The sequence below is a fragment of the Streptomyces hoynatensis genome (assembly GCF_003626535.1).
In the GTDB taxonomy this organism is placed as follows: Bacteria; Actinomycetota; Actinomycetes; order Streptomycetales; family Streptomycetaceae; genus Streptomyces; species Streptomyces hoynatensis.
In genome coordinates, this window is record NZ_RBAL01000004.1 from 1 (window position 1) to 17309 (window position 17309).

General features: G+C 76.1%; 13 protein-coding genes, 2 rRNA genes and 1 pseudogene. 11 read left to right on the plus strand and 5 right to left on the minus strand.

The window, feature by feature from the left end:
* From D7294_RS08160 to D7294_RS32970, 3 genes and pseudogenes are all read left to right on the plus strand, one after another.
* Positions 1-105 (plus strand): 23S ribosomal RNA (locus tag D7294_RS08160); the annotation flags it as partial.
* Between the two features lie 94 nt (positions 106-199).
* Positions 200-316: ribosomal RNA gene (gene rrf, locus D7294_RS08165) — 5S ribosomal RNA — on the plus strand.
* A gap of 1295 nt (positions 317-1611) precedes the next feature.
* Positions 1612-2257 (plus strand): annotated as a pseudogene (locus D7294_RS32970) (tetratricopeptide repeat protein); the annotation flags it as partial.
* 557 nt (positions 2258-2814) lie between these two features.
* On the opposite strand, the gene D7294_RS08175 reads toward D7294_RS32970, so the two are convergent.
* The 3 genes from D7294_RS08175 to D7294_RS08185 form a co-directional block, all read right to left on the minus strand.
* Positions 2815-4605: an IucA/IucC family protein gene (locus D7294_RS08175; protein WP_120677168.1), complete on the minus strand. Its 1791-nt coding sequence runs from the start codon at positions 4603-4605 to the stop codon at positions 2815-2817.
* A gap of 4 nt (positions 4606-4609) precedes the next feature.
* Complete coding sequence (locus tag D7294_RS08180; RefSeq protein ID WP_120677170.1) at positions 4610-5176, minus strand: GNAT family N-acetyltransferase; 567 nt, start codon at positions 5174-5176, stop codon at positions 4610-4612.
* A 151-nt stretch (positions 5177-5327) separates the two neighbouring features.
* Positions 5328-6572: a DUF1015 family protein gene (locus tag D7294_RS08185; RefSeq protein WP_120677172.1), complete on the minus strand. Its 1245-nt coding sequence runs from the start codon at positions 6570-6572 to the stop codon at positions 5328-5330.
* A gap of 78 nt (positions 6573-6650) precedes the next feature.
* Between D7294_RS08185 and D7294_RS08190 the strand changes: the two genes are divergently transcribed.
* A complete protein-coding gene (locus D7294_RS08190; protein ID WP_120677174.1) occupies positions 6651-7694 on the plus strand; it encodes an HAD hydrolase-like protein in 1044 nt (347 codons plus the stop codon).
* A gap of 115 nt (positions 7695-7809) precedes the next feature.
* Here the strand turns inward: D7294_RS08190 and D7294_RS08195 are convergent, their stop codons facing one another.
* Together D7294_RS08195 and D7294_RS08200 are read right to left on the minus strand one after the other, a co-directional pair.
* Positions 7810-8646, minus strand: a complete 837-nt coding sequence (locus D7294_RS08195; RefSeq protein ID WP_120677176.1) for a siderophore-interacting protein — start codon at positions 8644-8646, stop codon at positions 7810-7812.
* Between the two features lie 136 nt (positions 8647-8782).
* Entirely contained in the window at positions 8783-9835 is a 1053-nt protein-coding gene (locus D7294_RS08200) for an ABC transporter substrate-binding protein (RefSeq protein WP_120677178.1), read from the minus strand.
* Between the two features lie 56 nt (positions 9836-9891).
* On the opposite strand from D7294_RS08200, the gene D7294_RS08205 reads away from it, so the two are divergent.
* The 7 genes from D7294_RS08205 (at position 9892) to recN (ending at position 17254) form a co-directional block, all read left to right on the plus strand.
* Positions 9892-10983 carry a FecCD family ABC transporter permease gene (locus D7294_RS08205; protein WP_120677180.1) on the plus strand — a complete coding sequence of 364 codons (1092 nt, stop codon included), beginning with the start codon at positions 9892-9894 and terminating at the stop codon, positions 10981-10983.
* Positions 10980-12029, plus strand: coding sequence for a FecCD family ABC transporter permease (locus D7294_RS08210; RefSeq protein ID WP_174248297.1), 1050 nt, complete (start codon positions 10980-10982; stop codon positions 12027-12029). Before D7294_RS08205 ends, D7294_RS08210 begins: the two co-directional genes overlap by 4 nt.
* A 319-nt stretch (positions 12030-12348) precedes the next feature.
* On the plus strand, positions 12349-13143 hold the full coding sequence (locus D7294_RS08215; RefSeq protein ID WP_174248313.1) for an ABC transporter ATP-binding protein: 795 nt from the start codon (positions 12349-12351) through the stop codon (positions 13141-13143).
* A gap of 10 nt (positions 13144-13153) precedes the next feature.
* A complete protein-coding gene (locus tag D7294_RS32975) occupies positions 13154-13657 on the plus strand; it encodes a hypothetical protein (protein WP_241562194.1) in 504 nt (167 codons plus the stop codon).
* Positions 13658-13665: 8 nt separating this feature from the next.
* Complete coding sequence (locus D7294_RS08225; protein ID WP_120677184.1) at positions 13666-14490, plus strand: TlyA family RNA methyltransferase; 825 nt, start codon at positions 13666-13668, stop codon at positions 14488-14490.
* A gap of 2 nt (positions 14491-14492) precedes the next feature.
* Complete coding sequence (locus D7294_RS08230) at positions 14493-15410, plus strand: NAD kinase (protein WP_120677838.1); 918 nt, start codon at positions 14493-14495, stop codon at positions 15408-15410.
* A gap of 41 nt (positions 15411-15451) precedes the next feature.
* Entirely contained in the window at positions 15452-17254 is a 1803-nt protein-coding gene (gene recN / locus D7294_RS08235; protein ID WP_120677186.1) for a DNA repair protein RecN, read from the plus strand.
* The last annotated feature ends 55 nt before the right edge of the window (positions 17255-17309 follow it).

Here is a 17309-nt window from a genome sequence, read left to right on the forward strand (position 1 = left end):
GTGATGGGGTAAGGCTCCCGGTAGACGACCGGGTTGATAGGCCGGAGATGGAAGCCTTGTGAGGGGTGGAGTTGACCGGTACTAATAGGCCGAGGGCTTGTCCGCAGATGCTCGCGTCCACTGTGAATTCTTGAAGCTCGTGGAGCTTCTTTTCCAACTGAAGAGTGTGCTTGTTCGCTTGGAGCACTTCTTATAGTGTTCCGGTGGTCATGGCGGAGGGGAAACGCCCGGTTACATTCCGAACCCGGAAGCTAAGCCTTCCAGCGCCGATGGTACTGCACGGGGGACCGTGTGGGAGAGTAGGACACCGCCGGACAATTTTTATGGGACCTCTGGTTCCCCAGCGCACATGCTGGGGAATCGGAGGTCCTTTTTTTGTTTTACCGAGTTCGTGGGCAGGGAAGGCAGGAAACGTCGATGACGGATTCATCGGAGGAACGGCCGGAGCGGGGATCGCGCCGTGAAGAGGATCGGCGCGGCGACGGCCGCGGTGAGCGTCGCGACGATCGCCGAGGCGGGTTCCGCCGGTTCGGCGAGCAGCGGGAGCGGCGAGAGGGGCCGTGGCGGGAGCGTTCCGACGAGCGCCGTGAGGGCGGGCGTCACGGCGGTCCGTTCCGGCGCGAGGACCGTCCGCGGGGCGAGCGCTTCGAGCGCGGCGGATACCGCGGGGGCGAGGGCCGCGGGGACTTCCGCAGGGAGGACCGCCGGGACGACCGGCCGCGGGACCGCGAGGAACGGCCGCGTGGCGAGTGGCGGCGCGGCGGCGACCGGAGGTTCGGCGAGGGCCCGCGCGGGGACCGGCCGCGGGACGAGCGTCCCTATGGCGAGCGCCGCGAGGACCGGTTCCGCGGCGGCCGGCCGCACGGCGAATGGCGTCGGGAGGACCGTCCGCGCGGGGATCGGCCCTACGGCGGCCCCCGGCGCGAGGAGCGCGGCCGGGAGGAGCGTGGCCGCGAGGAGCGGCGGCATGGGGAGTGGCGCCGGGAGGAGCGGCCGTACGGCGAGCGCCGGGAGGACCGGCCGCGGGGCGAGTGGCGCGAGGAGCGTCCGCGGGGCGAGTGGCGGCGGGACGAACGGCCGGGCGGCAGGCGGCCGTTCGGTGGCGGCCGGCGCGAGGACCGGCCCTACTCCCAGGGCGCGCGCGGCCGGGAGCGCGAGGAGCGTCCGGGCGGCGAGCGGCCGCGGCGCGAGCGCTGGGATGAGCGCCCGCGCGGCGAGTGGCGCCGGGACGAACGGCCGAGGCCGGATCGGTCCTCGGGCGAGCGACCCCGCGGAGAGCGCGGGTACGGTGACCGGTCCTACGGTGACCGGTCCTACGGGGACCGGTCGTATGGTGACCGTTCCTTTGGGGGGCGTTCTTCCTCCGGGGAGCGGGGGCGTGAGGGCTACCGCGGGCGGGGCGAGCGGGGTACCGAGGAGCGGCCGCGCCGGGACGGCGGCGGCAGGGACTTCCGCGGGCGCCGCGACGAGCGCGGGGGCCCGCGGGCGGGCTACCGGCGGGAGGGGGCCGGGCGGCGCCCGGGGCCGTTCCGCGACCGGGACCGGGAGCGCGAGCCCGGCAGGCGGCTGCCCATTCCCGACGAGGTGACGGGCGAGGAGGTCGACAGGTCGGTGCGGCAGGAACTGATGAGCCTGCCGAAGACCCTGGCCGTCGACGTCGCGCGGAACCTCGTGATGGTGGCCAGGCTGCTCGACGAGGACCCCGAACGGGCCTATGCCTACGCGCGGGTGGCGCTGCGGCTGGCCTCCCGGGTCGGCGCGGTGCGCGAGGCGGCCGGCTTCGCCGCCTACGGGGTGGAGAAGTACGCCGAGGCCCTGACCGAGTTCCGCGCCGCCCGGCGCATGACGGGCTCGGTGCACCTGTGGCCGATCATGGCGGACTGCGAGCGTGGCATCGGGCGCCCCGAGCGGGCGCTGGCCATGGCCGGGGACCCCGAGGTGCGGCAGCTGGACAAGGCGGGGCAGGTGGAGATGCGGCTGGTCGCGGCCGGGGCCAGGCGGGACATGGGCCAGCCCGAGGCCGCCGTGGTCACCCTCCAGAGCCCGGAGCTCGCCTCGCACTCCGTGCAGCCGTGGACCGCGCGGCTGCGGTACGCCTACGCCGACGCCCTGCTCGCCGTGGGGCGGCGGGACGAGGCGCGGGAGTGGTTCGCGCGGGCCCTCGAAGCGGACCAGGGCGGCGTGACCAACGCCTCGGACCGGCTCGCGGAGCTGGACGGCGTGGAGTTCGTCGACGCGCTCGACCCGGAGGCCGAGGACGAGTTCGCCGGCGAGTACCCGGAGTCCTCCGCTGAGGAGCGGGGCGCGGCCCCCGGGGGCCGCTCCCACCTGTCCTCGCAGCCGGAGGGCGGGGAGCGTCCCGGCGAGGGGTACGGCGACGGGCGCGGCGCGTTCGGCGAGGATGGCGAGGACGGCGAGGACGGCGAGTTCGGGGACGCCGGGCACCCCGGGGAACTCGATGAGTTCGACGAGTTCGACGAACTCGACGAGGTGGGCGAGCTTGACGAGCTAGGCGACGGGCCCGGGCCTTCGGGGGCGGGGCGTGGGCGGCGCTTCGCCGAGGACGAGGGGCCGGGGAGTTCCCGGGCCGGCGCGGGCCGCGGACGCGGTCGGGGCGGCGCCAGGGACGAGGCCGACGAGCCGGACGAGGACGGCGGGGACGGCCTGGACGGCGAGGGCGGCGGCGCGTCCGCCGGGAGGTCCCAGGACGCCGAGGGCGCCGACGGGGGCGAGGGCGGCGCCGGCGGCGAGGGGGGCGCGTAGGGCGCGGCCGTCCCGTGGGTGGCGGTCGGTCACCCACGGGACGGGCCGCCGTCAGGCGTGCCCTGCCAGCGGGTTGCGCAGGGTGCCGACGAGCTGCAGCGCGGTCGTCGGGTCCTGCAGGTCGACCATCTGGCGGTTGTCGCGCAGCTGCAGGCGGTTCAGGCAGGATAGGGGGAAGCGTTCGGCGAAGAGGTCGAAGCGCTTGAACTTCTCGGCGAACTGCGGGGCCGCGCGCTGGTAGTCGGTGACGCAGGCCGCGACCGTGGCCCAGAACGTCTCCTCCGGGAGCAGCCCCTCCTCGGCGAGGTGGGCGTTCAGGAAGCGGAAGAAGCAGTCGAAGACGTCGGTGAACACCGAAAGCGCCCACATCTCCTCGGGGATGTGGGCGCGGACGCGCTCCACCTCGGGGGGCAGGGGCGCCTCGTCGTTCATGACGACGATCTCCTCCGCGATGTCCTTCATGAGGACGCGTCGCGGCACGCCGTTCTCCAGGACGAGGATGACGTTCTCGCCGTGCGGCATGAAGGCCAGGTCGTAGGCGTACAGGCAGTGCAGCAGCGGGGTGAGGTAGGCGTCGAGGTAGTGGCGGAGCCAGTCGGCCGGGTCGAGGCCGGACTCGGCGATCAGCGCGCCGGCGAAGGAGCGGCCCTCGCGGTCGCGGTGCAGCAGCGAGGCCATCGTGGCCAGGCGCCGGCCCGGGGCGAGGGCGGGGAGGGGGCTCTCGCGCCACAGGGCGGCGAGCATCTTCAGGTAGGGGGAGCCCTTGGCGGTGGCGGCCTCGTACTGGCGGTGGTGGTAGCCGATGGCGGCGTGTTCCCTGAGGATGGCGAAGCCGGTGCCGGAGAGGAAGGCGTCGCCGGCGACGAGGCCGGCCACCCAGTCGTTGATGGCGGGGGTGGCCCGCATGTAGGCGGCGGAGAGCCCGCGCAGGAAGCCCATGTTGAGGACGGAGAGCGCGGTCTTGACGTAGTGCTTCTCCGGGTGGCTCGCATTGAAGAAGGTGCGGATGGATTGCTGGGGGCGGTAGGCGTCCTCGCCCGGGCCGAGGCAGATCAGCCGGCGGCGGGCGAGTTCGCCGGCGAAGGTGACGGAGAGGCGGTTCCACCACTGCCAGGGGTGGACGGGGATGAGGTAGTGGTCGTCGAGGTCGAGGCCCAGGGCGCGCATCCGGCCGCGGAAGGCGTCCAGGGTCGCCGGGGAGAGCTCGGCCTCGATCAGCTCCTCGTAGGTGAGGTCGGCGCAGGAGGTGAAGGTGGCCAGTTCGCGGCGGGCGGCCAGCCACAGGAGGCGGACCTCGGGGCCGGCCTCCGGGGCGTAGGCGTGGTACTCGGCGGCGTCGAAGCCGATCCTGCCGCTGTTGGCCACGAAGCAGGGGTGGCCCTCGGTCATGGCCGCCTCGATGGTCTGGAAGGGGGCGCGGGCCAGTTGCGCGGCGGTGAGGGCGGGGCGGGAGAGCTTGTAGGCGGCGCCGGCGAGGGTGCTGCTGATCTCCTCCAGGTAGACGGGCAGGACCTCGTCGGACAGGCCGAGGGTGGTGCGCAGTTCGATGACGAGGTCGAGGGCGTCGAGGGGGAGCGGGGTGCCGTCGGCGGTGCGCTGCCTGGTGATGCCCTCCTCGTCGATCAGCCAGTGGTCGAGGCTGAGGAGGCGGGCGGGGAAGAGGTAGGTGACGGTGCCGTCGTCGCTGCGGACGGCGTAGCGGCCGTCGGTCCCGGGCTCGGGGCGGAGGAGGCGCTCGTGCGAGAACTCGGCGAGCGCCTTGCGTATGAGGTGGCGGTTGGCGCGTTCCCACAGCTCGGGGGTGAGGTGGGCGACGGGCTCGTGGGGAGCGGGGGCTGGCATGGCGTCACTCCTGGGGGGCGGTGGCCGCGTACTGCTCGCGGGTGCAGAAGCTGAGGCAGGCGTCCTTGCCTGGGAGGGAGACGGTCTTCTCGACGCGGAAGCCGACGGCGGCGTTGAGGGCGTGCACGGCCGTGTTGCGGACGTCGGGCTCGACGACGACGCGGCGGGTGGCCGGGTCGGAGAACAGCAGGTGCATGACGGTGTGCAGGACGGCGCGGGTGAAGCCGTGCCGGGGGGTGTCGGTCGGGGCGACGAGGAAGTGCATGCCGGTGTCGCCCGGCAGGACGGGGTAGGTGGCGCCGACGGGTTCGCCGGCCGGGTCGTAGCGTTCGGCGAGGAAGGCGGGCTCGCCCTCGTGGAGGCCGAGGAACGCCTCGTGGTCCGGGGCGGCGGCGATGGTCTCGTACTCGTGCCTGACCTCCTCCTCGGTGGCGTCGCCCATCAGCCAGAAGGCCGACTTGGGGTGGGTGAGCCAGCGGTGCAGGAGCGGGGTGTCCGCCGCGGGGTCGACGTGGCGGACGGCGAACTCGCCGAGCGTGGCGTCCCGGCGGGCGAAGAGTACGGCGGGCATGCGGCTCCCTGGGGGCGGGTGGGGAAGGCGGGCGGGGAAGGGGCGGTGAGGGTGGCGAAGGGATCGGACCGTCAGTGAGGTTAGCCTCACCTAAGTTGCTCGGGCAACGGTGGCCGGCGCGGCGCCGCGGCCCCGCGGTCCTGCCGGGCGCTCACAGGGGGCGCAGCAGCAGCCCGGTGGCGGGCTTGGGGGTGAAGGAGGTCGACTTCTGCGGCATGGTGACGCCGCGTTCGGCGAGGGCGCGCACGGTGCGCTCCGGGACGGCGCGCAGCAGGGCGGCGGTGCCGCCGAGGCGTTCCGCCTGGGCGAGGGCGTCGCCCGCGTCGTGCAGGTAGGCGACCCGGGCGGGTGGCTCGGGGGCGGGCCAGAGGGCGGCCAGGAGGGTCTGGTGCAGGACGGTGGCGTCCAGGGCGCGCCAGGCCGGCGGCCGGTCGGCGCGGACGGTGCGGGCGAGGAGGGCGGGGTCTGGGCGGTCCAGGAGGTGGAAGGAGCCGTCTCCGGCCAGGACGAGGGCCGGGCCTTCCGCGGCGTCCAGGGCGCCGAGCGCCTCGGTCGGGTCGGCGGGCAGGCGGCGGGCCCGGAACGCGCCGCCGCGGCAGGCGCGTTCGAGCGCCTCGGGCAGGGGGAGCCAGGGCAGGACGCGGTGGATGGCCTGCACCCGCAGCGGGTGGCGGGCGGTGTCGACGAGCAGCACGAGGGCGCGGTCCCAGGGGGGCTCGGCGCCGTGCTCGGCGCGCAGCCGCAGGGAGGTGGCCCAGCGGTGGTGGCCGTCGGCGATGAGGGCGCGGTGGCGGGCCAGGCCGCGGGCGAGGGTGGCCTGCTCGGCCGGGTCGGCCAGGCGCCACAGCCGGTGGGCGGTGCCGTCCCGGCCGGTCAGGGCGAGCAGCGCGGGGCGGCGCTCGGCCACCTGGTCGGTCAGGGCGCCGGGGTCGGGGTCCGTGCCGTCCCCGCGGTAGGACAGCAGGAGGGGTTCGAGGTTGGCCGCGGTGGCGCGGGTCAGGGCGGCGCGTTCCGCCACGACCTCGGGGAGCACGTCCTCGTGCGGCAGGACGACGCCCTCTTCCGGGGCGGTCAGGCGCAGGGCGCCGAGCAGGCCGCGTTGCAGGACCCGGCCGCCGGGGGCGCGTTGCTCGTAGACGTAGAGGGCGGGGGTCTCGTCGTGGGTCAGGACGCCGGCGGCGCGCCACCGGGCGAGGGTGGCGGCGGCCTCTCCCGGGGAGCGGGGGAGGATGAGGCGCACGACGTTGTGCGGGTCGGCGGTCTCCAGCGCGCGCTGCTCCTCGGGCCTGACGACGACGTCGTAGGGGGGAGAGGTGACGGCGGCGAGGCTGCCGACCCGTTCCGGCGCGTACCGCAGGGCGCAGAACGGCGCGAGGTCGAGCCCGTCGGCATGCATCCCCGCATCGTATGCCGCCGGAACGCCGCGGCGGAGGGCGCGAGATGATCGGGGGGCGAGAGGAATGAGACGGCTGAGATGAGTGAGACGGCTGAGAGCGGTGGCAGGGCCACCGGGCCGCGTACCCGCCCCGAGGGGGCGGCGCGGCCGTTGAGCGAGGCGTACGACACGGCGCTGCTCGACCTGGACGGAGTGGTGTACGCGGGCGGCGAGGCGGTGGCGCACGCGGTGCCCTCGCTCGCGGCGGCCAGGGCGGGCGGGATGCGGCTCGCCTATGTGACGAACAACGCGGCCCGCACGCCGGAGGCCGTGGCGGCGCACCTGACGCGGCTCGGCGTGCCCGCCGAGGCCGCGGAGGTGGTGACCTCGGCGCAGGCGGTGGCCCGGCTGATCGCCGAGGGGGTGCCGGCCGGGGCGCGGGTGCTGTGCGCGGGCGGCGAGGGGCTGCGGGTGGCGCTGCGGGAGCGGGGGCTGGTGCCGGTGGACTCGGCGGACGAGGAGCCGGCGGCCGTGGTGCAGGGCTACGGCGGCCCGGAGTTGCGCTGGGGGGTGCTGATGGAGGCGGCGCTCGCGGTGAACCGGGGGGTGCCCTGGTACGCGTCGAACCTGGACGCCACGATCCCCGGCGCGCGGGGGGTGCTGCCGGGGAACGGCGCGGCGGTCGAGGTGGTGCGGATGGCGGCGCGGTACCGGGTGAGCCCGCGGGTGGCGGGCAAGCCGCGGCCGCCGATGCACCGGGAGAGCATCCTGCGGACGGGGGCGCGGCGGCCGCTGGTGGTGGGGGACCGGCTGGACACGGACATCGAGGGGGCGCACGTGGGGGGCGTGGACTCGTTGCTCGTGCTGACGGGGGTCACCGACCCGGCCGGGTTGCTGGCCGCGCCGCCCGAGCACCGGCCCACGTATGTGGCGGCCGACCTGCGGGGGCTGCTGAGCCCGCAGCCGGCCGTGGAGCGGGACGCGCAGGGCGGCTTCCGCTGCGGGGGCTGGCGGGTGACCGGCGCCTCGATCGAGGGGCGGGGGGAGCCGGTGGACGCCCTGCGGGCGCTGTGCGCGCTTGCCTGGTCGGGGCCGGAGGGGGTGGCGGCGGCGACCGGGCTGCTGGGCAGGGCGGGCTGGTAGGCGCGGCGGGGCGCCGGGGCCGCCCGGCCGGCGGGGGCGCCGGGGCGCCGGGCCCGCGGTGGCGGGCGGGCCCGGGTGGGCCGGGGTGGGCCGGGGGCCGGACCCGGGCGCGGGGTCAGGCCGCGGCGGTGATGGCCTCCTGGATGAGGGTGTCCTCGGAGGCGTCGCGGCGCCAGTAGCCGGTGAAGGTGACCCGGCTGCGGGGGGTGGCGCGGTCGTTGACGAGGTGCCGGCGCAGGGCGCGTACCTGGCCCGACTCGCCCGCCAGCCAGGCGTAGGGGCGGCCCTTCGGCCAGGCGGCGTGGCGCACGGCGTGGGTGAGGGGGTCGGCCGGGCGCGGCCCGGGGCGGTCGCCGCAGAGCCAGATGATCTCCGCGTCCGCCCGGGTGGGCAGTTCCCTGCGGTCCGCGGCGTGCGGCACGTCGAGGAAGACCCGGACCGGCAGCCCGGCCGGGAGCCAGCGCAGGATGCCGGAGACGGCGGGCAGCGCCGAGGCGTCGCCGGCCAGCAGCACCCAGTCGGTGCCGGGCGGGAGCCGGAAGAGGACGCCCGGGTTGTCCTCGGCCACCGGGCCGAGGACCGTGACCGGGTCCCCTGGGGCCGCGGCCCTGGCCCAGCGGGTGGCGACCCCGGTGTCGCCGTGCACCACGAAGTCGATGTCGACCTCGCCGGCCGCGGGGCGCTGCTCGCGGACCGTGTAGGTGCGCAGCATGGCCCGCTCCTCGGGGTGCATCCGCTGCCAGGCCGGCCACCAGTCCTCGCCCGCCTCCCTGGGCGCCCGCACCTCGCGGCACCCGGGGCGGGGCAGGAACAGCTTGACGCGCTGGTCGCGGCCGCCGCTGGCGAACCCGGCGAGCTCGGCGCCGCCCAGCGTGACGCGGACGAAGCTCGGGCTGATGCGGGCGGCACGGGTCACGCGCAGGTCGAAGAAGCCGAACGAGGCGCGGGACATGGGCACTTCCTTCCGGGGGCTGAGCCGGGCGGTCCCGGGAGGCGGGCGCCGGGCGGGGGAGGGACGCGGGGACTGAAGCGGGGGACGTACCGGGAGACGCGGCGGGGCCGCCGGGCGGAGGGGCGGCCCCGGGCCGTCAGCTGACCTTGCGCGCCGCGGAGAGGGCGTCGGCGAGCTGCTGGAGGACGGGGGCGCAGCCGGCGTGGGAGTAGCGCGGCTCGCTGTTCCAGGGGGTGACCTGGTCGGCCACGACGGCGGGGAGCTGGGCCCAGGTCGGCTTGCCGGAGAGGTCGGCGGGCTGCAGGGCCGAGCTGCGGCTGTCGAGCAGCAGCACGTCGGCGGGGTAGCGGCCGGCGTTCTCCCAGCTGAGGCTCTCGTAGAAGCCGCCTTCGTCCAGGTTTTCCGGCACGATCAGGTCGACGCCGAGCTGCTTGAAGGCGGCCAGGTCGGCGGAGGCGGCGGGGTTGGAGACGTAGAACAGGTCGGCGTCGGCGGAGCAGGCCAGCACCTTGATGCCGGCGTTGTCGCGCGCCGCCTGGCGCAGCGCCTCGGCGGCCTGCTCGTACTGGGTCTTGGCCTGGGTCACCGGGCCGGCGGACAGGTCGGCGCCCAGGGCCCCGGCGAGTTCGGTGTAGCGGGCGATGATCGAGTCCAGGGTGACGTCGGGGTCGACGGTGGGGGCCACCTGGATGCCGATGCTCTTGGCCAGGCCCAGGATGTCGTCCGCGCTCTCCTCGGGGACGTACCACAGGGTGTCGGCCTCGAACATGTTGGAGATCAGCAGCTGCGGGTTCAGCTGGGCGTACGCCTCGACGTTGAACTCGCCCCAGGCGCTGCCGAGGCTGGTGAGGCTGTCCACGTCCAGGTCGCCCGCCTGCACGTCCGGCTCGCCGTTGGCCTGCTTGGTGGGGCCGAAGACGCCCACGCACTCGACGCCGTAGTCGTGCAGTGCGGCGGCCGTGCCGACGAAGGCGACGATGCGCTCGGGAATCGCGTCCAGCTCCACCTTCTCGCCGCGGTCGTCGGTGAAGCTGAAGCCGCCGCCCGAGCCGGAGCCGGAGCCCGAACCCCCGGAGGAACCGGAGGAGTCGTCGCTGCCGCAGGCGGCGAGCAGGGCGCCCGCCCCCAGGGCGCCGCCCGCGGAGAGCAGGGCACGACGGGACAGACGCGGGAGGCGGGAGGTGGTCATCTCGGTTTCCTTGGTCTCGTGATGAGCGATAAGCGAGGTTAGGCTAACCTAACCGCATGCCGATTGAGAGTCCCACCGAGGGAAAATCCCCCGTGGCCCTGGTGCGGGAAGAGGGCCCGCCCGCCCCGCAGGCGCCCGCGCCCGAGGCGGCACGCCGGCGCACCGCCCGGCGCGCGGCGGGACTCGTGGCCGCGCTGTGCGTGCTGGCGCTCGTCCTCGCGGCGAGCATCGCCTTCGGCGCCAAGTCCATGCCGCTCGGCCAGGTCTGGCACGGACTCTTCCACTACTCGGGCACGGAAACCGACGTGGTGGTGCGCGACCTGCGCCTGCCGCGGACCCTGCTCGGCCTGATGGTGGGCGCCGCCCTCGGCCTGGCCGGGGCCGTGATGCAGGCGCTGACCCGCAACCCGCTGGCCGACCCGGGGCTGCTCGGGGTCAACGCGGGCGCCGCGGCGGCCGTCGTCTCGGCCATCAGCTTCCTCGGCATCCACTCCGTCGGCGGCTACGTCTGGTTCGCCTTCCTCGGTGCCGCCCTCGTCTCCGCCCTGGTCTACGTGCTGGGCGGCGGCCGCACCGCCACCCCGGTCAGGCTGGCCCTGGCCGGCACCGCCCTGACCGCCGCCCTCTACGGGTACGTCCGCTCCGTCGAGGTGTTCGACACGGTGGCCCTGGACCAGATGCGCTTCTGGGACGTCGGCTCCCTCGCCTCGGCCACCCCCGAGGTCAACCGGCAGGTGCTGCCCTTCATCCTGGCCGGGGCGCTCGTGGCACTCGCCCTCGCCAGGCCGCTGAACGCCATCGCCCTCGGCGAGGACACCGCACGGGCCCTCGGCACCCACCTCAACCGCACCCGCCTGCTGGCCATGCTGGCGGTGACGCTGCTGTGCGGGGCGGCCACCGCGGCCTGCGGCCCGATCGTCTTCGTCGGGCTGATGGTGCCGCACTTCGTGCGCGCCCTCACCGGGCCCGACATGCGCTGGACCCTCCCCTACGCCGCGGTGCTCTCGCCCGTGCTGCTGCTGGGCGCCGACGTGATCGGGCGCCTGGTGGCGCGGCCCTCGGAACTCCAGGTCGGCATCGTGACCAGCGTCATCGGCGGCCCCGTGTTCGTCTACTTCGTCAGGCGGCGAAGGATGGCCCAGCTGTGACGGCGCGGAAGGGGACGACCCTGGCCCTGCGCCCGCGGGCGGGCCTTTCGGTGCGGGTGGACGTCAGGAGCGCGGTCGTCGTGCTCGTGCTGCTGGTGCTGGCCTGCGCCGTCGGCGTGGTCCTGGTCGGCACCGGCGACTACGCCATCTCGCCGGGCCGGGTGCTGCGCACCCTGACGGGCGGGGGCACGCCCGCCGAGGAGTTCATCGTCCGCGAGCTGCGGCTGCCGCGGGTGCTGGTGGCCCTGCTGGTGGGGCTCGCGCTCGGACTCGCGGGCGCCGTCTTCCAGACGATCTCGCGCAACCCGCTCGGCAGCCCCGACGTCATCGGCTTCGGCCAGGGCTCGGCCGCGGGCGCGCTCACCGTCATCGTGCTCTTCGGCGGCGACAGCTTCGCCGTGGCGGGCGGCGCGGTGGCCGGGGGCGTCCTCACCGGCCTCGGGGTCTACCTGCTGGCCTGGCGCGGCGGCATCCACGGCTACCGGCTGATCCTGGTCGGCATCGGCGCCTCGGCCATGCTCGCCGCGGTCAACGGCTACCTGCTCACCAAGGCCGAGATCGTGGACGCCGCCCGCGCGGTGCTGTGGCTCACCGGCTCCCTGGACGGCCGCGACTGGGCCCAGTTCTGGCCGCTGCTGCTGGTCTGCGCCGTGGCGCTGCCCGTGCTCGGGACGCAGACCAGGGCGCTGCGGATGCTGGAGATGGGCGACGACGCCGCCCGGGCGCTCGGCGTGCGGGCCGAGCGGACCCGGCTCGTCGCCGTGGTGGCGGCCGTGCTGCTGACCGCGACGGCCACCGCGGCCTGCGGCCCGATCTCGTTCATCGCCCTCACCGCCCCCCAGCTGGCCCGCCGCCTGACCCGCGCCACCGGACCCAACCTGCTGCCCGCGGCCGGCATGGGGGCGCTGCTGATGGTGGTCTCCGACTTCCTGGCCCAGTGGGCCTTCGGCGACCACAGGTTGCCCGTGGGCGCGGTGACCGGGATGCTCGGCGGGTGCTACCTGGTCTGGCTGCTGTTCACCGAACGCAGGGCGGGCCGGATGTGACCGGGGGGAAAGGGCCGGCCCGCGGCGGGCCGGCGGGCGGCCTTCGGGGCCGGAGAGGCCAGGAGGGCGGGCGGATGAACGCGCGGCGGGCCGGGGATGGGCCGCGGGCCCGGCGAGCGGACGGCCGGGCCGAGGATGTGAGGCATCGGTGAGGCACCCGAGAAAGGACAGGGCCGTGAGCAAGACTTCCCCGGCAGGCGGGGCGCCTGGCCCGGCGCCCGGCACCACGAGGACGGCGGGCGAGGAGCAGGCCCCGCGCACGGGCCGCGGGGAGCGGCCCGCGGGCGCGCGGGAGCCGGGGGAGGCGGGCGGGCCGCGGCTGCGCGCCGCCGAGGTCACCCTCGCCTACGACCAGCGGGTCATCGCCGAGAAGCTCTCGGTGGACATCCCGGACCGTTCCTTCACGGTCATCGTCGGGCCCAACGCCTGCGGCAAGTCGACCCTGCTGCGGGCCCTGTCGCGGCTGCTGCGCCCGGCCGCGGGCGCGGTCCTGCTGGACGGGCAGGCCATCGGGAGCCTCCCGGCCAAGAAGCTGGCCAGGGTGCTCGGGCTGCTGCCGCAGTCGCCGATCGCCCCCGACGGCATCACCGTCGCCGACCTGGTCTCCCGCGGCCGGTACCCGCACCAGGGCCTGCTGCGGCAGTGGTCGGCCGAGGACGAGCGGGTGGTCGAGGAGTCCATGGCCGCCACCGGGGTGTCCGAACTCGCCGACCGGTTCGTCGACGAGCTCTCCGGCGGCCAGCGGCAGCGGGTGTGGATCGCCATGGCGCTGGCCCAGCAGACCCCGCTGCTGCTGCTCGACGAGCCGACGACGTTCCTCGACATCGCCCACCAGATCGAGGTCCTCGACCTGTGCGCGCGGCTGCACGAGGAGCAGGGCCGCACGCTGGTGGCGGTGCTGCACGACCTCAACCACGCGGCCCGCTACGCCACCCACCTCATCGCCATGCGCGAGGGCCGGGTGGTCGCGGAGGGCCCGCCGGGCGAGGTGGTCACGGCCGAGCTCGTCGAGGAGGTGTTCCGGCTGCCCTGCCGGGTCATCGACGACCCGGAGACCGGCACCCCGCTGGTCGTTCCGGCCGCGCGGCGCCCGGCCCGGGTGGTCACCGGGTAGCGTCTGGCGCATGCACCAGCCCGAGCCCGTCCCCGCCAGGCCGCTCCCGGGGCCGCCGCCCCCGCCCCGCCCCGGCGGCCCGAGCGGCCCCCGCCCCGGAGCCCAGGCCGCGAACCCCGGGCCGCCCGCCGCGCCCGCAGGACCCGGCCCGGCCGCCGCCGGGCCCCCGGCCGCGCCGCCCGAGGGCACGCCGGCCGCGGCGGGCACGCCGGCCGCGGAGGCGTCCGCGGCGGGCACGCCCGGCCTCCCGCCGGCCCCGGACGCGGCCCCGGACCCGGAGGCGGGCCCTGGGCCGGAAGCAGGGGCGGCGGGGGAGGGCGTGGCGCCCGGCGCGCCGCGGCCGCTGGGCATCGAGGTGCGGCCCACCGGCCACGGGCAGGTGGACGCCCTCCTCGGCAGGCTGGCCGACGCGGGCCAACTCGGCGTCGACGCCCACCTGGAGGTGTACGAGGATGTGCACCGCGGGCTGCGCGAGACGCTGACCGCGCTCGACCGGCCGACCCCCAGGAGCTGAACCGAACCGTGGCAGCAGCAACCCAGCGACGCCTCAGCCGCCTCGACGCGGAGCTGGTGCGCCGCAAGCTCGCCCGCTCCCGCGAGCACGCCCGCGCCCTCATCGAGGCCGGGCGGGTCACCGTCGACGGCACCAGGGCCGCCAAGCCCGCCACCCAGGTCGCCACCAGCGCCGCCCTGGTCGTGCGGGAGGACGCCGCCGACCCCGGCTACGTCTCCCGCGGCGGCCACAAACTCGCCGGTGCCCTGGCCGCGTTCACCCCGCGCGGGCTGCGCGTCGCCGGCCGCCGCGCCCTGGACGCCGGCGCCTCCACCGGCGGCTTCACCGACGTGCTGCTGCGCGCGGGCGCCGCCGAGGTCGTCGCCGTGGACGTCGGCTACGGCCAACTCGCCTGGTCCCTGCGCAACGACGCCAGGGTCACGGTCAAGGACCGCACCAACGTCCGCGACCTGACCCCCGAGGACCTCGGCGGGACGCTCGCCGAACTCGTCGTCGGCGACCTGTCGTTCATCCCGCTCGGCCTGGTGCTGCCCGCCCTGGTCCGCTGTGCCACGCCCGAGGCCGACCTCGTGCTCATGGTCAAGCCGCAGTTCGAGGTCGGCAGGGAACGCCTCGGCAGCGGCGGGGTCGTGCGCAGCCCCCGGCTGCGGGCCGAGGCCGTCACCGCCGTCGCCGCGCAGGCCGCGGGGCTCGGCCTGGGTGTGCTCGGGGTCACCGCGAGCCCGCTGCCCGGCCCCTCGGGCAATGTTGAATACTTTTTGTGGCTGCGCGCCGGGGCTCCCGCACTCGACGCGGCCGACGTCGACCGCGCCGTGACCGAGGGACCCCAGTGACCATCAGCACCGACGCACGCACCGTCTTCCTGCTCGCCCACACCGGCCGCCCCGCGGCCATCCGCAGCGCGGAACTCGTCGTCAACGGCCTTCTCGCGCACGGCATCGGCGTCCGGGTCCTCGCCGAGGAGGCCGCCGACCTGCCGCTGCCCGCCGAGGCCGAACTGATCGGCAAGGCGGAGAAGGAGGACCTCGGCTGCGGGGTCGTCGAGGGCTGCGAACTGCTCGTCGTGCTCGGCGGCGACGGCACGCTGCTGCGCGGCGCCGAGTTCTCCCGCGCCACCGGCGTGCCCATGCTCGGGGTCAACCTCGGCCGCGTCGGCTTCCTCGCCGAGGCCGAACGCGACGACCTCGACCAGGTCGTCGACCGCGTCGTCAACCGGGCCTACGAGGTCGAGGAGCGGATGACGCTGGACGTCGCCGTCCTCGGCGAGGGCAGGGTCCTGCACCGCGACTGGGCGCTCAACGAGGCCTCCGTCGAAAAGGCCGCCAGGGAACGGATGCTGGAGGTCGTCATCGAGGTGGACGGCCGGCCGGTCTCCGGCTTCGGCGGCGACGGCGTCGTCTGCGCCACCCCCACCGGCTCCACCGCCTACGCCTTCTCCGCGGGCGGCCCCGTCGTCTGGCCCGAGGTCGAGGCGCTGCTGATGGTCCCCATCAGCGCCCACGCCCTCTTCGCCAAGCCCCTGGTCACCGCGCCCGACTCGGTGCTCGCCGTGGAGGTCACCCCCCACCCGCCGGGGGGCGTGTTGTGGTGCGACGGGCGGCGCACGATCGACCTCCCGCCCGGCGCGCGCATCGAAGTGCGCCGTGGGGCGGTGCCCGTGCGTCTGGCCCGCCTGCATCACGCGCCCTTCACCGACCGTCTCGTCGCGAAGTTCGCCCTGCCCGTGGCGGGGTGGCGGGGCGCCCCGCACTGATGTGCGTGGACCGTCGTCGCCAGCCGCCCCGCGAACCTCGTATGGTCGTATCCGTGTTGGAGGAGATGCGGATCAAGGGCCTGGGCGTGATCGACGACGCGGTCGTCGAGCTGTCCTCCGGCTTCACCGCGGTGACCGGTGAGACCGGAGCGGGCAAGACCATGGTCGTCACCAGCCTCGGGCTGCTGATGGGCGGGCGCGCCGACGCCGGCTACGTACGGGCCGGGGCGCCGGCCGCCGTCGTGGAGGGCCGCATCAGCCTCCCGCCCGGCGCGCCGGCCGCGCGGCGGGCCGAGGAGGCGGGCGCCGAGCTCGACGAGGGCGCGCTGCTCGTCAGCCGCACCGTCTCGGCCGAGGGCCGCTCCCGCGCCCACGTCGGCGGCCGCAGCGTGCCCGCCGGGCTCCTCGCCGAGCTCGGCGAGGAGCTGGTGGCCGTCCACGGGCAGACCGACCAGCAGGGGCTGCTGCGCCCGGCCAGGCAGCGGCAGGCCCTCGACAGGTACGCGGGGGAGGCGGTCGCCGGGCCGCTCGCCGAGTACGAGGAGGCCTACCGGCGGCTGCGCGCCGTCCAGGCCGAGCTGGCCGAGCTGACCACCCGCGCCCGCGAACGGGCGCAGGAGGCCGACCTGCTGCGCTTCGGCCTGGAGGAGATCGCCGCCGCCGAGCCCCGCGCCGGCGAGGACGCCGAGCTGGACGCCGAGGCGGAGCGGCTCGGCCACGCCGACGCCCTCGCCTCGGCCGCCGCCGCCGCGCACGGCGCGCTCGCGGGCGACCCGGCGGACCCGGGCGGCCTGGACGCCGGCACCCTGGTGGCCGGCGCCCACCGCGCCCTGCAGGGCGTGCACGGCCACGACCCGGCGCTCGCCCAGCTCGCCGACCGGCTCGGCGAGGTCGGCATCCTGCTCGGCGACATCGCCCAGGAACTGGCCGCCTACGCCGACGCCCTGGACGCCGACCCGCTGCGCCTGGCCGCCGTCGAGGAGCGCCGCGCCACGCTCGCCCACCTCGTGCGCAAGTACGCCGATCCGGCGGCCGCCGCCGGCTCCGCCGAGGCGGGCTGCGCCGGGGTCCTCGCCTGGGCCGCGCGCGGCGCCGCCAGGCTGGCCGAGCTGGAGGGCGACGACGACCGCATCGGCGAGCTGACCGCGGCCCGCGACGAACTGCGCGCCCGCCTCTCCCGGCTGGCCGCGGCCCTCACCGAGGCCAGGACCCAGGCCGCCAAGCGGTTCGCCGACGCCGTCACCGAGGAGCTGGCCCAGCTGGCCATGCCGCACGCCAGAATCCTCGTCGACGTCCGCCAGACCGAGGCGCCCGGCGGCGCCGACGGCCCCGACGCCCTCGCGCTCGACGGCCGCCACGTCGCCGTGGGCCCGCACGGCGCCGACGAGGTCGAGCTGCTGCTCGCCCCGCACCCGGGGGCGCAGCCGAGGCCCATCGCCAAGGGCGCCTCGGGCGGCGAGCTCTCCCGCGTGATGCTCGCGGTCGAGGTGGTCTTCGCCGGCGCGGCCCCGGTGCCCACCTACCTCTTCGACGAGGTCGACGCGGGCGTGGGCGGCAAGGCCGCGGTCGAGGTCGGCAGGCGGCTGGCCAAACTGGCCGACTCGGCGCAGGTGGTGGTGGTCACGCACCTGCCGCAGGTGGCCGCGTTCGCCGACCGGCACCTGGTCGTGGAGAAGACCAGCGACGGCTCGATCACCAGCAGCGGCGTGCGCTCGGTGCACGGCGAGGGCCGGGTGCGGGAGCTGTCGCGGATGCTGGCGGGCCAGGAGGACTCCAGCCTGGCCCGGGCGCACGCCGAGGAACTGCTCGCCACCGCGGCCCGCCTCGGCGGGCGCGGGGCGTAGCCCGTGCGAGTGGCGGGCGCTACCGCGCGGAGGGCCCCGGCTGGCATATTTGAGC

Excerpts from the sequence above, each read along its gene's own strand:
- D7294_RS08200 (WP_120677178.1), bottom strand. The coding sequence starts at position 9,835 with ATGACCACCTCCCGCCTCCCGCGTCTGTCCCGTCGTGCCCTGCTCTCC.
- D7294_RS08175 (WP_120677168.1), bottom strand. The coding sequence starts at position 4,605 with ATGCCAGCCCCCGCTCCCCACGAGCCCGTCGCCCACCTCACCCCCGAG.
- D7294_RS08185 (WP_120677172.1), bottom strand. The coding sequence starts at position 6,572 with ATGCATGCCGACGGGCTCGACCTCGCGCCGTTCTGCGCCCTGCGGTAC.
- recN (WP_120677186.1), top strand. The coding sequence starts at position 15,452 with ATGGTCGTATCCGTGTTGGAGGAGATGCGGATCAAGGGCCTGGGCGTG.
- D7294_RS08205 (WP_120677180.1), top strand. The coding sequence starts at position 9,892 with ATGCCGATTGAGAGTCCCACCGAGGGAAAATCCCCCGTGGCCCTGGTG.
- D7294_RS08195 (WP_120677176.1), bottom strand. The coding sequence starts at position 8,646 with ATGTCCCGCGCCTCGTTCGGCTTCTTCGACCTGCGCGTGACCCGTGCC.
- D7294_RS08180 (WP_120677170.1), bottom strand. The coding sequence starts at position 5,176 with ATGCCCGCCGTACTCTTCGCCCGCCGGGACGCCACGCTCGGCGAGTTC.
- D7294_RS08190 (WP_120677174.1), top strand. The coding sequence starts at position 6,651 with ATGAGTGAGACGGCTGAGAGCGGTGGCAGGGCCACCGGGCCGCGTACC.
- D7294_RS32975 (WP_241562194.1), top strand. The coding sequence starts at position 13,154 with ATGCACCAGCCCGAGCCCGTCCCCGCCAGGCCGCTCCCGGGGCCGCCG.